Consider the following 13,381-nt stretch of genomic DNA (forward strand, 5'->3'; position numbering starts at 1 on the left):
AATCCTTTTTTATTATACCAATCGAGAGTGGCTTTTTCAGCTGCATGACCGCACGCAGAGATGGCAATAGGGGCTTGGTCCATTTTTTTTATCAACCAGAAACCATCACCGCCAATGCTATTCATATGTGGATAGACGACAGCAACTTGAGCGGCGGCGGCTACCATCGCCTCAACGGCTGTCCCGCCTGCCTCAAGGATATCAAAACCAGCTTTCGTTGCTAATCTGTGCGGCGCCGTAAATGCTATTTTCGTACCATAAGCGGTTTCAATCATTTTAAAATCCTATATTTTTCAACACTAGTCGCGTTAGCCGATACAAACTCACAGAATCACTGACTTTTAGTCCCAAAAAGAGTAACATTATCTGTCAAAATAAAAAAATTAATATAAATCAAGTGGCTATAATTAAATCAATTCTACTTTTATTTTAATGCTTTAAATTTATTTCCAACGGGACGAGCGCTTTTGTTCTGGTATTACAGAGAAAATTAAAGTAACCAACCCGCCAGATTGCTTGACAATCTAAAAAATGAACCAAATTTACGTTACGAGAACTAATTTGTACGAGAACTATAACTCGGGAGGAGATTTAATGGATCGTCGTTCTTTTTTGAAAAACTCCACAGTAGGAGTAGGAGCAACAGCAGCAGCAACAACACTGGCAGCTCCCGTTTACGCACAAGGTAAACGCACACTAACCATGGTTACCTCTGTACCAGAGGGATTCGCAGTTTTTGATGACGCGGCTCAAAATTTCGCTGATCGTGTTACTGCTATGACTGATGGTCAATTGACCATTGATAAAAAGCCTGCAGGAACTCTTGTTGGCGCATTCGAAGTCTTTGATGCGGTGAGCGCTGGTCAGGCAGACCTTTACCATTCTGCCGAATATTATTTTCTTGGGCAGCATCCTGGTCTGGCATATTTTACGTCTGTGCCATTCGGAATGACTGGGCCAGAATTTATGAGCTGGTATTATCACAACGGAGGCCAAGAATTACACCATGAGTTGGGGTCAATTTTTAACTTGAGGCCCATGATAGCCGGTAACACCGGGCATCAACCAGGTGGTTGGTTCAATAAAGAAATCAATTCTGCTGCAGATCTTCAAGGCTTGAAGTTTAGAATGCCTGGCTTTGGCGGTAAGGCTCTGGGTCTGACCGGAGCTTCAGTTCAAAACGTTCCAGGTGGTGAAATCTATCAAGCGCTCGCATCAGGTTCAATTGATGGGGCCGAGTGGATTGGTCCATTTGCAGATGAACGTTTGGGTTTTCAAGAAATCTGCAAATTTTATTATACTGCAGGTTTCCATGAGCCTGGATCAGCACTTTGTGCATCATTTAATTTAGATGTATATGAGTCTTTCACTGATACTCAAAAGTCAATTGTTGAGACTGCTGCAGAGGCAACTCATAGTTGGAACTTAGCTCAGTCGAACGCGAACAATGGTGCTGCATTGGAAAGGCTAAAGGCTGCCGGCGTAAAAGTGATGGAATTTGACGACTCTATTTGGGAAGCCTTCGGAAAAGCAGCTAAAGAAGCTCAAGATGCTGAAATGAGTGATGATCTGTTCGCAACAATTCGTGGTAGCTATGAAGCTTCAATGGCTTCTACTTATGGATGGATGGGTATGTCAGATGGACTTTATTTGCAAAAAAGAAATAAATTCTTGGCATAATTGTTGATTAAAATGTCAGAGCGGACAAGAACTTGTCCGCTCTTTTTTAATGCAAAGATGTACATTATTGCGAGAGGTTATTGATGGAGGTTGTTACAAGTTTTAGCGACAGTCCCTTTCTGTGGTTTTTTGCAAACATTTTAGCGGTTATCCCAAACATTTTTGCTGCGGTAAGCCAGCCAGAGTTGTGGTTGGATTGGTTATCTTGGAATAATACGAAGGAAGATAAACAGTCATTGATGCGTTTTATTTACTATGGCGCTTCGATTGAACTATTTTTTATCATATCAGCAATCATAACTATATATACCATTCTAGCACTTTTATTCAGACCACTCATGTGGAAAACAGTGACTACCCTTGAACTAATCGCAAACACTACTGGCCGTTTTTTTGCCTGGGCAGGTTTGACAATGGTATTAGTCCAAATTGTAATAATCTTCGCACAACGCGTCTTTGCAGTATCTCAAATAACCATTGGTTTTGGTTTGGCAATTTCATTTGACGTTAGCTGGTGGGCCGAGAGTTTAAAGTTGTATAATGCTATGATAGTAGCTCTTTGCGTTACTTATACTTTTGTACAAGGGGGACATGTTAGAGTAGATTTATTTTACTCTGTTGTCAGCTATCGAACTAAAAGGATCATAGACATGCTTGGCAGTATATTGTTTATGCTGCCTGCGGGGATCTTGATTTGGATGTATAGCTGGTTTTTTCTATGGCGACATTTGATTGTCCCAAAACCTTCAGCATCCGATACAGTTGAAAAACTAGTCATGAAGGCCAGGGCATTGCGCTGGAATGTAGAGACCATTGGCTTTTCGCCCAACGGATTCAACGCGTATTTTCTATTCAAGGTGCTAATTCTTGCATACACAGCGTTAATCTTAATTCATGCATTAGCCTTTTTCTACCGCTCTTTTCTAGAATGGAGTGAAGGAGAAAAATCAGAAGGTAAATATTTGGATTTGGATATCCGTACCTCAGAAGCGGCGGAGAAGTAATATGTTATTTGGTTTAGATGGCGTAGAAATTGGCATTATTATTGTATTCGTAACCTTATTTGGAGCTATACTTTCAGGTTTCCCAGTAGCATTTGCAATTGGTGGCGCTGGGGTTATTGCATTTGCGATAATAGCTATTTTGGATGGTCAAGGCTTATTAATTCACGAAGCTATTGATACAAGCTCCCAGGCGTTTAAGGACGTAGTAGCCTCGGGTTTCAAATCTGAAGCGATATCTGTTTTTACACATCCGGAATTACCGCGTGCCGAATACCCAGTATTCCCCCAAGGGTGGGAAGTTGCACTCGACCGAAATATATCCTTCGTCGTTAATCGCATGAATGAAAGGGTTTTTGCAGGGCAGTCTATTGAAACACTACTTGCGGTTTTAATGTTCGTTCTTATGGGTATTACACTAGAACGATCCCGCATAGCTGACGAACTTCTTACCAAAATGGCTAATATTTTCGGCCCTCTTCCAGGCGGTTTGGCTGTTTCAATTGTGGTGGTGGGAGCTTTTCTGGCAGCCTCAACAGGAATTGTCGGAGCAACGGTTGTTACAATGGGCCTTCTAGCACTTCCAACAATGTTGCGAAATAACTATTCACCTGAATTAGCAACAGGTGTTATCGCTGCATCGGGTACATTAGGACAAATCATTCCGCCTTCAATTGTCATTGTTTTATTGGGAACACTAACGGGAGATATCTATTCTGCAGCACAAGAAGATCGAGCCCAACTGGCAGGCTGTACGGATGCATTGACTTATTTGGGCAAGCCTGCTGTTGTTTCTGTAGGCACCCTCTTCCAGGCAGCGCTTCTTCCGGGGATTATGCTCGCCCTATTGTATGCTTTATATGCCTTTTGCTTTGCACTGCTTAACCCATCCAAAGCTCCAGCTATACAAGCCGATGGAAGCGATGGAAGTTATTACGGTGCTGGCCGGAATGAACTTCTAATGTGGTCTCTCCTTCTACCAATTGGCGCCTTAGCGGTGTTTCTTCTTTCAATTGAATTTAACTTGGTCGGGAGCCAATCTACGATTGTAGATACTTACTCTGATATTATGGAAGGTGCTGCACTGCGTACAAATGTTGATCCCAAATGTGCTACATCTATGATTGAACTTCACGGCAAAGAAGCTTGGGATGCAGCAGTTGCGCAACAAGTAGCACTTGAAGCAGCTGGCGGCGTTCAGGAATCCAGGCAACTCTCAGATGAGGAGCGAGCTGTACTTCTTGACGAAAAACTAGCGGGAATGTCACCCATCGGTACAGGCATTGGTCTTAGTGCTTTATTGTTGGGCGTGACCCTTATGCTTGGCAGAGCGATAGATTTTACAAAAGATACCCGACCACTTCTTATTGGCGCTATTGGCGTTGTTTTAATGCTATTATGTGATATTCTCTTTGTTTCAGCATTGAGTAGTCCAGGCGTAACTACATTATTGATTGCCATACCTGGACTAATTGCACTCTACGGTGTCAAAGAGGCATTAAACCGTTTATTTGCAAATGATCTTATAAGAATAGTATTTCCACCTCTAGTATTAATCGTTGCAGTCCTTGGCTCTATTTTAGGAGGAATTACCAACCCGACTCCGGCTGCCGCGCTTGGCGCTGGTGGAGCAATCTTACTCGCTACTGCGAGAAGGCTTAGCAGCAATGGATTGACTGTCACGCCGGTACTGAGAATATCGCTCGCAATTATAGTAATGCTGGTAGTAGGCATAAATTTTGATATGCGACTTGGGCCTGACATGGCTCTAGAAAACATACTGGCATTTATTGTGGCATTTTCAGCCTTCATTTATACAATTTTTGGTATCTTTTGGTCGTGTTGGTATCTCTACAAAGAAGATATTTTGGCGCCAGTAGTTCGTGAAACCGCAAAAGTAACGTCGATGGTCTTCACAATTTTAATTGGGTCTCAAATATTAAATTTGGTTCTAATATCTTTTGGCGGAGAACACTATATCCAACAGTTTCTAAGAAGCTTCTCCAATGAATGGACTGCATTCTTTATCGTAATGCTTGTTCTTTTTATTCTGGGGTTCGTTTTAGATTTCTTAGAAATAATATATATTGTCATTCCAATTGTTGGCCCGGTGATCTACGGTGGATCATTTGACCCCAGCTGGGTGACCATAATGGTTGCAATAAATTTACAAACATCATTTCTGACACCGCCATTTGGCTTTGCACTGTTTTATCTGAGAGGCGTTGCACCATCGCACGTTACTACCCGTCAAATTTATCGGGGGGTTTTACCATTTGTCGTCATTCAGTTAGTTGGCCTTGGATTACTAGCGGTATTTCCACAAATTGTGACGATAGTTCCAGATTTACTGAAATAAATTTGACATATTTTGTTATAGTAATAACTACATGATTTGTGACAAGCCTCAGCAAGTATATCAACAACTAATATTGTAAGTCATACTTACGTAGCCAAAACAAAGTAGGTTAAAATTGCCAAATAAGACTTTCGCAACTATCCCAACCCAAGGTGTTCACCATCTTACACTGGTCGGAGCCTCTCGAAAAATTTCTATTGATTTTTGGCAAGGCGTCCTTGGAATGCCCTTTGTCTTTGAACAACCAAATTTAGACAATGCTGATGAGTCTCATCTTTATTTTGACCCCGGCGATGGACGGTTGATTACAATTTTTACAGACGAAAAACGAAAAGATATAAATAAGAAAGTTTCCCAGGAAACCGGTGCCATACATCATATAGCCTTTGAATTGAGTCAAGCGGTATTCGAGCAAGTTGAAGGTCGACTTAGGGAACGCCAAATAACGTACACTGGCCCTAAAGATCGTGGATTTATGAAATCAATATACTTTAGAGATCCGCTAGGTTTATTAATTGAACTTGCCTATTACACATTTGTTATTCCAGAAGGCAGCCGGATAGCAGATGTTATGATTAGAGCGCATAGAATACGAGTTAGCAAAGGGGCTTATAATATCCAGCAAGAGCACATCGCAGAAGCGATCGAGGACATTACATCGCAACGAGACAGTTTGTGAATTTTCAATTATCATCTGGACGCCTCAGCTCAAAATAATCCTTTATAATTGCGTAGTCGCGGTAACCTAACCGAGAGACAGGATTATATTTTTTTATCTCAAAACGGCCGTCAATTATACAATCATCACGCATGTGAACCCCAATGACCTGGCCAAAAACGGCAAAATTTGCCTGGCCAGATAATTTAACTATTTCAGTCATTTTACACTCTAATGCTGCTGGTCCACCGGCAACCAAAGGACAATTTATGGCGTTACATTCTTGCTTCTCAATATCAGAAAACTCAAATTCATCTATTTCCTTAGACAAAGCCTGAGAAGATTTATTCATTTCAGATAGCTGCTTTTCCGAAACAATGTTTACGCAAAATACGCCCGTTTCTCGGATATTAGCCACCGTATCTTTAGTTTCATCCTGATCAGCTTTGGCGGAGGTTGCTGAGAACATAACCTGTGGAGGAGTATACGCGACGGCATTAAAAAAAGAATATGGTGCCAAATTGTCAATACCGTCCTTACTCCGCGTTGATACCCAACCTATTGGCCGGGGAGATACGATTGCATTGAATGGATTGTGGGGCAGCCCATGTCCTTTACTTGGGTCATAATACATAAAACACCTTTTTATATTTCGTGGATTGCCTTAATTTGTGCTGCAATTTCATCTGCTTTCTTGCGTATAAAACTGTGCTCTGAGCCAACAAAAAACATATTAACATCATAGTCTTCTGCCCAGGATCCTGCCTGACTAGCATCACCAACAAAACTTGCATACCCTTTACCACTCGCCTTGGCTGCTTCACCAACTCTCTTCAGTGCAGCTTTTAGCTCATTTGACTCTTGATTTTCAAAGCCCATTCCCACTGACAAATCAGCCGGACCTGAAAAAAGCCCATCGATTCCATTTATTTTGGCGATTGAACCTGCAATTTCAACTGCAGCGGGTTCCTCTATTTGGGCAATTACCACCGTCTCATTCTTTGATTGTTGCAAAAGATCTGGCATTTTTTTTGTCGCATAACCAGCCCAACGCGATGACCCTGCATATCCCCTTCCACCAAGTCCAAACCTTGCTGCTTTTGCTAATTCTTCTGCTTGATTTACAGTTTCAATATGGGGTGCAACAATACCAACAGCGCCACAATCTAATGCCCATAAAATCTCTCGATGACTAGTATCCCCAACTCTTACCAAAACGGGAAAATCCAACGCACGGGAAACCGCCATGCATTCGTCGACCGCGCGTCTGTCAAATGGTGCGTGCTCTGCATCTAAACATAAAAAATCAAACCCGCTTTGAGCAAAAATCTCAATCATCACATAATGAGGTGTTTTCAGAAATGTGCCCACCATAAGTTCACGTGATAATATGCGAGATTTAAATGAACCTATACGCGACATTCATTCCTCCCCTCACCCAGAAATGCTAAAATTTTCTCTGTAGACAGCTTTGGCTTCTCTAGAATCGGTAAATGTCCACAATTTGGAATAATTGATAATTCTGCGTTTGAGATTTTTGCCTCTATTTCTTCGTGCACAGTTACAGGGCAAAGCTTATCATGTTCACCGCAGAGAACTAGGGTTCTACAGTCAATAAATGAGAGTGAGTCCATTAAACTCTTTCTATTTCGCAACGCCGAGCATTGATTAATAAATACATCACTACCCAAATCCATAGCCATTTTCATACATAACTTCAGTACATGTTCATTTGAGGATCTATCATGTACATAGTTTGGCTTTAATTCTTGGGCCACTATTTTTGCCAAATCTGACGGCTGGTTGACTGTTTCTATCTGCTTATCCCGAACAGCTTGCTTCCGTACACTATCCGAATGTGGGCTTGTGTCCATCAAAACCATTGATTTCACACGGCCTGGATCTTTTATCGCAACCGTCATTGCTATGATTCCCCCCATTGATAAGCCAACCAGATGAAATGGACCACTTATGATATTTAACAGGTACTTGGCCATCCCATCTATACTCTTTTGGGTATCCATTATTGGAACATGCACGTGATATTTGGGCTTTAGAAGTTTTATCAGTGGTTCAAATAAGCGCTCATCGCACATTAAACCTGGTAGAAGAACAACCTGCTCCATTCCTAAACTTTTTGAGCACCTTGGGAAAGACTTGCAAGCTTAGCATACGCTATTTCTGGATCAACTGTACCAAAACCTGCAAAAGTACCAAAACCACAATCACTGCCAGCAATAACTCTGTCTCTGCCCACTATGTTTACAAAGCGCTCCAATCTTTGGGCAACTAAATCGGGATGTTCTACAAAGTTTGTAGTGGTATCCACAACGCCTGGCACGAGTATTTTATCATCTGGTATGTCTGCCTTGCGATCCTTAAACACTGTCCATTCATGACCATGTCTTGGGTTAGATGTTTCAAACAGTACATATCCCGCTTTAGTGGCCATAAGCGTATCAAACATTTTTGACATCGGAATATCACAAACATGAGGACCCTCATAATTTCCCCAACATATATGAACCCGAACTTTCTCTTGTGGTACGTCCGAAAGAGCATAATTAAGAGCTTCAACATGAGAGCCGGCAATCCTAATAAATTCATCATCACTTAAATCATTAAACAACATATGGCGGGATAGTGCTAAATCTGGGCAATCAAGTTGTAAGTCTAAACCCGCCGCCACAATTGTTTCGTACTCAGCTTTCATAGCTTCAGCTAATGCTTCTAAATAGTTCTCACGAGATGGGTAATAATCATTTTGTAAAAATAGAGAAATAACACCTGGGGAGGCTGCATTCATGAAGCCCCTTTCAGCACCAGATGCCAAAAGCGCAGACTTCAGGTTTGCAATGTCCTTTTCAAGTTCACCCTGTCCCTTTGACTTTACCTCTCCAACACACATGGGCCTTGAATACTGCGGAGTTCCACCATCATCCGCCAGGCGTTTAAGAAAGGAGGGAAATTGCTGCAGATCAGCGGGAGCGTTACGTGGGCTGTCTCCATCAAATCCAGTGTATCTATCCTTTACATAAGTTGCATATGAAATTTTTGAAGTTTCCCCATCCGACACAATATTTATTCCCGCCCTCACTTGCTTCTCGACAGTTTCCAGAACAGCCTCACTCATTACTGAGTCAAACTCGTTCTGAGAAAAGGGCGTCTTATTTTCTCTAGCGAAGATGTAGTCTACTACCTTTTGAGTGCGTGGAAGAGAACCGACGTGGGTCGTTTTTATACTCATTGGTTACCCTTTCCAAGTTGGGCCAGCGGGATCGGAGGTCGCTCTAATTCTATACAGCGAACAATGGCCCGTCATTGCTGGTTCTACTCTATGTGGCACACCGCTAGGAACTGACACTGTGTCGCCGGGGTTCAGAGTTAATGATCCTCCCTCATAAATTAATTTCCAGTGTCCCCTGACCGGCATAATAACATCACTACGATCTAGCTGCTCCATTTCATCACCACATGAGTTACGGGTCAAAAATTCTACCTCAAAACCTGGCTTGTCTCTCAACATACCAGTTTCACCTATAACTTTGGCGGGTGATGTGTCTGATAAAGCTACCATATCCCAATACCGGGCAACATGATTAGGCACTACTTCCGAGGTTGATGGTTCTGGGTAATTTAAAAGTTCTTTATCTGTGAGTTTAGGCATTGGTTTTTCATTAGGTGGAAGCGCCTGACCCTTTTTAGTATCATACAGACGGCCTTTCTCGGATAAAATAAGACCATGATCTGAGGCATCTTCAATTACTTGGGGCGCCCAAATCACTCCGCCACCAGCATCATCACCACCCAGTATTGCCATTATCATCCCGTAATCTGTTCCAATATTTTCAAATCCACGAAATATGCCTGTCGGAATATTAAATATATCACCTGCTTCTAAAACCACTTCTCCAGCTTTTCCCCATCGACCCCAGAAGAACCTCCAACGACCTGATAGTACAAAAAATACTTCGGCCGTTCTGTGTGAATGTAGCGAATTTCTACATCTAGGTGGTTGCCCAGCCGCACCAATATTAAATCCATGAGGAAGATTTATATGTACATGTTGGTCCACACTTTCTGAAACCCCACCTCCAATAATCGTGAAGTTTTCTTTTTGATCCGACCCAGGAGTATGGGCATCAATAAATGCTGTTTTACATGGCAATAAGTCACCATAACGAACAAGCCGCTTTTCTATTTTTTCTGTCACATCATTCATCAAAATTCATACCTCCCCTGAGTGTAGTAATATTTGCTTCCAGATCGCGACCTCATCAAAAACTGTGAACTCTCGCCTAATTCCGCGCGGACCAAACTCCGCGTGACTTATACCCATAATATAAACATCAGCGCCTGTTGGTTTTCCGAAAGCACCCAATCCGTCATGTTTGCCGGATAAGCTCCAACGAATTGCAGATCGAGGAGAGAGCATTTTCTCATCAAGGCCGATAGTATGATGGACCTCAAATTTAGCATTCGGAAAAGATGCTCTTAACCCCATCCAGAACTCATCAATACCATCATAAGAATAAGCCGTTCTACCTCCTGGTAGCTCTGCCACAAGTGCACGGTCATAATTTTGCCTGATACTGGTAAAATCAGAACACATAATATCAGTTAACACTGCGGCGTATTTTTTACCCCACTCATTAGAATTACCCCGTTCAATGTATGGACCTTTAATATCATCCTCAGGGTTAAAAGGTTTCAAACAACTGTCTGGGCCACCCTCTGCAAGAATTAAACTACGAGTGTAATCTAATGGAGTTGCACCAAGCTGCCTTACGATCGCACCTTGATCTCGAACTAACCATTCATCATTAATTTTATTCTCAATTGCATGACAATCAGCAATAACCCGATAAATGACTTTTTTCCCAGTCGCCTCGCCATAAATGCCATGCCCAGCATGTGTAGCAGTAGACAAAATTCGGTGAGAACTCAGCATACCTTGTTCGGGAGTTCCAGACCAAATTACATCCTCTCCTAAAAGTCTACGATCAGGAAACTCCGCCAACGTCGCCATTGTGGCACCAATAACGCCTTTGTTACCTACCACGATAGATGTGGGAGACCGAACGATAATATCCTCTGCGTAATAACTATCCAAAGTGGAGAGGCCACGATTCTCCCAAATCTCTTTTGTTATTCCCAAAATATAATCCGGAAAATCAGAAAATTTACTATCAAAACCTTTCATATTTCACCTTCAAGATTGCGTGTTGTGCCTCTTACAACAATTGGACTGGGTATTTTAATTTGAATAGATTTACCGTTATCTGATTGCTCTATTTTTTCGAGAATTATATCTACTGTACATTCGACCATTTTATTTGCCCTTTGGCGGACTGTAGTAAGATTATATGCTGGCCATGAGGCGGGAGGTACATCATCAAAACCCACAATGGCTACGTCATTTGGTATGGATAAGTTCAACGAGAAACGTATTACATCCATGGTCGTTAATGCCATATGATCATTTGCTACAAAAATTGCGTCAGGTCTTTTTGATGCTGCTACATTGAATAATGATAGGGCAGCGTCTCTAGTTTGCTCAGTCCTAAAATTCCCAACACTTCTAGATACTATGCTTTTTCCTGCTTTACGCAATGCATCAACAAAACCGGCCTCTCTATCGCGTTGTGTCGATGCGCCCTCCCAACCAGCAAGGTAAGCAATTTTTTCATGACCATCTTTTAATAGCAGGTTTGCTACTTCGGCTCCGCCCTTATAATTGTCTGATGTAACTGCACTGATGTTTGGATTGTCTTGACTTCTGTTGAATAATACAACTGGAACTCCGTTTTCTTTACAACGCTTTGTAATTTCTGAAGAGAGCGCAACAGACGCTAAGACAATCCCATCAACCTGGTAATCTAGAATTTCTTGCATAACACTATCGATTTTATCCGCAGTATTCGATGCCATAAAAACCAAAACATGATAACCGCGTTTCTGAAACGCATTCGATAGTTTTTCCACGGCGTCTGGGTAAAAATAGTTATCTAAATATGCAACTACGAGACCAATAATGCGAGATTTTCCAGAAACCATAGCTCTGGCCAATGAATTTGGTCTATATCCTAATTGGTTAGCGGCTCTCCTTACTTTTTCTGCAGTCTTTTTTGATACCGATGCACCAGGTGTAAAAACCCGAGAAACAGCTGCCTGAGAAACCCCAGCCACTTCCGCAACCATTACTGAAGTAATGCGTTCAGCCATCAATCCGCGGTCCAACCTCCATCAACAAGTATCGAAGTGCCAGTCACTAATTCTGACAGATCGGAAGCCAAGTAGAATATTGCGCCCATTACGTCCGATACGGTGCCGACCCTACCTAACTTTATTTTTTCTTTAATCCACTTAACCCGCTCTGGATTTTGGAATGTGGGTTCGGTCAACGGTGTTCGAATAAAGGTAGGGCATACAGAATTTATTCTTATATCTTTATCACCCCATTCGATTGCCATTGACTTTATCATCCCTTCGAGAGCATGCTTTGAAGCTGAGTAAACGGCTCGGTCTATACCACCAACATAGGCCATTTGACTGGACACATGGATTATTGAACCTTTTATTTTGCTTTTAATCATTGCTCTTGCAGCAATAGACGATAGAAAATATGCTGATTTCAAATTTACGTCGATGACATCATCAAAATCCTCAGAACGTGTCTCCAAGGCAGGTGAGTGGCGGGCAAGGCCAGCCGAGTTAACAACAATATCGATCTTGTTTTTAGAAAATAGATCTTTAACTTTAGCTTGATCAGTAACGTCCAGAATGAAAGCTTCTGCTTTCCACCCTTTGCCTAAAAGTTGTTCCACTGTCTCTAGCAAGCGCTTTTTACCCCTTGCAGCACAAAGAACATGAGCTCCCGTTTGAGCAAGAGCAACGGCAGCACCTTGTCCAATACCAGATGAGGCACCAGTTATGAGAGCAACTTTCCCATCTAAAGACATTGAGGGCATTTCTGGTAAAATCATACTCAGTAATCCTTTTCAAAAGTTATAGGAGAAAGGTTACGGGACTTATTGAACTCGCCAAGTCGCGCCAGAACATCAACGCCTAACTGCGCATAGGTATGTAAAACATCAATCTGCACCCAATTTTCTCTTATTAACCCATTTTCAAGTCGCCAAAAATCTAGGCTCCTTAGCGTAATCTCACGACCAGCTGGAGCAATTCCCATCCACCCATCATGAGTGAGCTTCATTCTCATATTCGGCCAGCCTGTTTCACAAACATATGCACCTTGAGCGATATAATGAGAATGCAAATCATACATTTCCGAAGATGCCAGCCGATCGCCCGTAGGATCTACCTTACGGTCAGGCATAGCGCGCAAAAATGGTATTTGATGCCAATGACGAAAACCTGCAATTCCTCTACTGGTACCAATCCCTGCTGGACCATACCAATTAAACTTTGGATGCCAATATTTTTCCAGCTCCATAACGCTTGGATCTGGGTTATCTGGATGTCTACAAAGAGCTGTTTCCATATCTTTCACATGAGACAAAGCTTTTGTTCCATCCCCTGATGCATTTAAACCATCACAACTCATAGGACCAGGAGTACAAAGATAAGCTCCTAGCTGCGGCGCCATAGGCCATGCATTAGCCTGCATCATGAGTTCTGGAATATCCCATATGAAATGCATTTCAGATATTTTCTCTTCTT

14 protein-coding genes are annotated in these 13,381 nt (G+C 42.1%); 4 read left to right on the top strand and 10 right to left on the bottom strand.

Going from position 1 to position 13,381, the window contains the following annotated elements; genetic code table 11:
• A partial coding sequence (locus ACTF5Q_RS11680) for a gamma-glutamyltransferase (RefSeq protein ID WP_438954775.1) occupies positions 1-275 on the bottom strand: 275 nt, incomplete at its 3' end.
• 319 nt (positions 276-594) lie between these two features.
• Here ACTF5Q_RS11680 and ACTF5Q_RS11685 point away from each other — a divergent pair.
• From ACTF5Q_RS11685 to ACTF5Q_RS11700, 4 genes are all read left to right on the top strand, one after another.
• Positions 595-1,680 carry a twin-arginine translocation signal domain-containing protein gene (locus tag ACTF5Q_RS11685; RefSeq protein ID WP_155528102.1) on the top strand — a complete coding sequence of 362 codons (1,086 nt, stop codon included), beginning with the start codon at positions 595-597 and terminating at the stop codon, positions 1,678-1,680.
• Positions 1,681-1,763: 83 nt separating this feature from the next.
• The gene (locus ACTF5Q_RS11690) at positions 1,764-2,684 is read left to right on the top strand and encodes a TRAP transporter small permease subunit (protein WP_438954776.1); all 921 of its coding nucleotides are present in this window, start codon (positions 1,764-1,766) and stop codon (positions 2,682-2,684) included.
• Position 2,685: 1 nt separating this feature from the next.
• Entirely contained in the window at positions 2,686-5,040 is a 2,355-nt protein-coding gene (locus tag ACTF5Q_RS11695) for a TRAP transporter large permease (protein WP_438954777.1), read from the top strand.
• 115 nt (positions 5,041-5,155) lie between these two features.
• Positions 5,156-5,719 (top strand): VOC family protein, encoded by a 564-nt coding sequence (locus tag ACTF5Q_RS11700; protein WP_438954778.1) that lies wholly within the window; start codon positions 5,156-5,158, stop codon positions 5,717-5,719.
• A 4-nt stretch (positions 5,720-5,723) separates the two neighbouring features.
• On the opposite strand, the gene ACTF5Q_RS11705 is transcribed toward ACTF5Q_RS11700, so the two are convergent.
• The 9 genes from ACTF5Q_RS11705 to ACTF5Q_RS11745 form a co-directional block, all read right to left on the bottom strand.
• Entirely contained in the window at positions 5,724-6,332 is a 609-nt protein-coding gene (locus ACTF5Q_RS11705; RefSeq protein ID WP_438954779.1) for a flavin reductase family protein, read from the bottom strand.
• 11 nt (positions 6,333-6,343) lie between these two features.
• On the bottom strand, positions 6,344-7,120 hold the full coding sequence (locus tag ACTF5Q_RS11710; protein ID WP_438954780.1) for an HpcH/HpaI aldolase family protein: 777 nt from the start codon (positions 7,118-7,120) through the stop codon (positions 6,344-6,346).
• Entirely contained in the window at positions 7,108-7,824 is a 717-nt protein-coding gene (locus ACTF5Q_RS11715; RefSeq protein WP_438954781.1) for an alpha/beta fold hydrolase, read from the bottom strand. The genes ACTF5Q_RS11710 and ACTF5Q_RS11715 overlap by 13 nt, the downstream gene beginning before the upstream one ends.
• 2 nt (positions 7,825-7,826) lie before the next feature.
• Positions 7,827-8,945 carry a cobalamin-independent methionine synthase II family protein gene (locus ACTF5Q_RS11720; protein WP_438954782.1) on the bottom strand — a complete coding sequence of 373 codons (1,119 nt, stop codon included), beginning with the start codon at positions 8,943-8,945 and terminating at the stop codon, positions 7,827-7,829.
• A 3-nt stretch (positions 8,946-8,948) separates the two neighbouring features.
• Positions 8,949-9,920 carry a cupin domain-containing protein gene (locus tag ACTF5Q_RS11725; RefSeq protein WP_438954783.1) on the bottom strand — a complete coding sequence of 324 codons (972 nt, stop codon included), beginning with the start codon at positions 9,918-9,920 and terminating at the stop codon, positions 8,949-8,951.
• A gap of 6 nt (positions 9,921-9,926) precedes the next feature.
• Complete coding sequence (locus ACTF5Q_RS11730; protein WP_438954784.1) at positions 9,927-10,901, bottom strand: ester cyclase; 975 nt, start codon at positions 10,899-10,901, stop codon at positions 9,927-9,929.
• Positions 10,898-11,923: a LacI family DNA-binding transcriptional regulator gene (locus ACTF5Q_RS11735; protein ID WP_438954785.1), complete on the bottom strand. Its 1,026-nt coding sequence runs from the start codon at positions 11,921-11,923 to the stop codon at positions 10,898-10,900. Before ACTF5Q_RS11735 ends, ACTF5Q_RS11730 begins: the two co-directional genes overlap by 4 nt.
• Positions 11,923-12,684, bottom strand: coding sequence for an SDR family NAD(P)-dependent oxidoreductase (locus ACTF5Q_RS11740; RefSeq protein ID WP_438954786.1), 762 nt, complete (start codon positions 12,682-12,684; stop codon positions 11,923-11,925). Before ACTF5Q_RS11740 ends, ACTF5Q_RS11735 begins: the two co-directional genes overlap by 1 nt.
• A gap of 2 nt (positions 12,685-12,686) precedes the next feature.
• Positions 12,687-13,381, bottom strand: a 695-nt coding sequence (locus tag ACTF5Q_RS11745; protein ID WP_438954787.1) for an ester cyclase, incomplete at its 5' end; no start/stop codon positions are given.

Origin of the sequence: Candidatus Salinivivens marinus, from assembly GCF_965655845.1 — a bacterium.
Classification (GTDB): domain Bacteria; phylum Pseudomonadota; class Alphaproteobacteria; order Rhodobacterales; family Rhodobacteraceae; genus Salinivivens; species Salinivivens marinus.

Coding starts and splice junctions, on each gene's coding strand:
- ACTF5Q_RS11685 (WP_155528102.1), top strand. CDS start 595: ATGGATCGTCGTTCTTTTTTGAAAAACTCCACAGTAGGAGTAGGAGCA.
- ACTF5Q_RS11690 (WP_438954776.1), top strand. CDS start 1,764: ATGGAGGTTGTTACAAGTTTTAGCGACAGTCCCTTTCTGTGGTTTTTT.
- ACTF5Q_RS11695 (WP_438954777.1), top strand. CDS start 2,686: ATGTTATTTGGTTTAGATGGCGTAGAAATTGGCATTATTATTGTATTC.
- ACTF5Q_RS11705 (WP_438954779.1), bottom strand. CDS start 6,332: ATGTATTATGACCCAAGTAAAGGACATGGGCTGCCCCACAATCCATTC.
- ACTF5Q_RS11710 (WP_438954780.1), bottom strand. CDS start 7,120: ATGTCGCGTATAGGTTCATTTAAATCTCGCATATTATCACGTGAACTT.
- ACTF5Q_RS11715 (WP_438954781.1), bottom strand. CDS start 7,824: ATGGAGCAGGTTGTTCTTCTACCAGGTTTAATGTGCGATGAGCGCTTA.
- ACTF5Q_RS11720 (WP_438954782.1), bottom strand. CDS start 8,945: ATGAGTATAAAAACGACCCACGTCGGTTCTCTTCCACGCACTCAAAAG.
- ACTF5Q_RS11725 (WP_438954783.1), bottom strand. CDS start 9,920: ATGAATGATGTGACAGAAAAAATAGAAAAGCGGCTTGTTCGTTATGGT.
- ACTF5Q_RS11730 (WP_438954784.1), bottom strand. CDS start 10,901: ATGAAAGGTTTTGATAGTAAATTTTCTGATTTTCCGGATTATATTTTG.
- ACTF5Q_RS11735 (WP_438954785.1), bottom strand. CDS start 11,923: ATGGCTGAACGCATTACTTCAGTAATGGTTGCGGAAGTGGCTGGGGTT.
- ACTF5Q_RS11740 (WP_438954786.1), bottom strand. CDS start 12,684: ATGATTTTACCAGAAATGCCCTCAATGTCTTTAGATGGGAAAGTTGCT.